This is a genomic window from Mesorhizobium sp. M4A.F.Ca.ET.020.02.1.1 (assembly GCF_004022645.1).
In the GTDB taxonomy this organism is placed as follows: Bacteria; Pseudomonadota; Alphaproteobacteria; order Rhizobiales; family Rhizobiaceae; genus Mesorhizobium.
Window position 1 is genome coordinate 1 of record NZ_RZOI01001401.1, and the last position, 444, is coordinate 444.

Consider the following 444-nt stretch of genomic DNA (forward strand, 5'->3'; position numbering starts at 1 on the left):
CGGCCAAGGTCCGCCGCCAGCATCCGCGCCATCTTGACGCCGGCGAGCGAGGCGTTGCGGGCGCCGACGACGGCGACCGCCGGCAGACGGAAAACCGCGCCCTCGCCCTTCACCGCAAGCAGGGGCGGCGGATTATCCATGGCCTTCAGCAGAAGCGGATAGTCGGCCTCGCCGATGCCGACGAAACGGCCGCCGGCCCGCCTTGCCGCGTCCAGCTCCGCCTCGGCCTCGGCCACAGTGGGAATGCGGAGGATGCGGCTGGCGCCGCCGGAGATCATCAACTCGGGCAGCATTTCGAGCGCGGCCTCGGCGGAGCCAAAGCGGTTGATCAGTTCGCGGAACGAGGCAGGACCGACATTCGGCGTGCGGATCAGGCGAAGCCAGCTCAGCCGCTGCCGGTCGCTGAGGCGCGGGCCGGCGGCGGGCTTGCTCATCCCTTGGCCC

1 protein-coding gene is annotated in these 444 nt (G+C 71.4%); it reads right to left on the reverse strand.

Translation table 11 applies throughout. The annotated features are described in order from the left end of the window. Positions 1–434, reverse strand: a 434-nt coding sequence (locus tag EN742_RS37365) for a DNA-processing protein DprA (RefSeq protein ID WP_148670633.1), incomplete at its 3' end; no start/stop codon positions are given. Positions 435–444 lie beyond the last annotated feature (10 nt).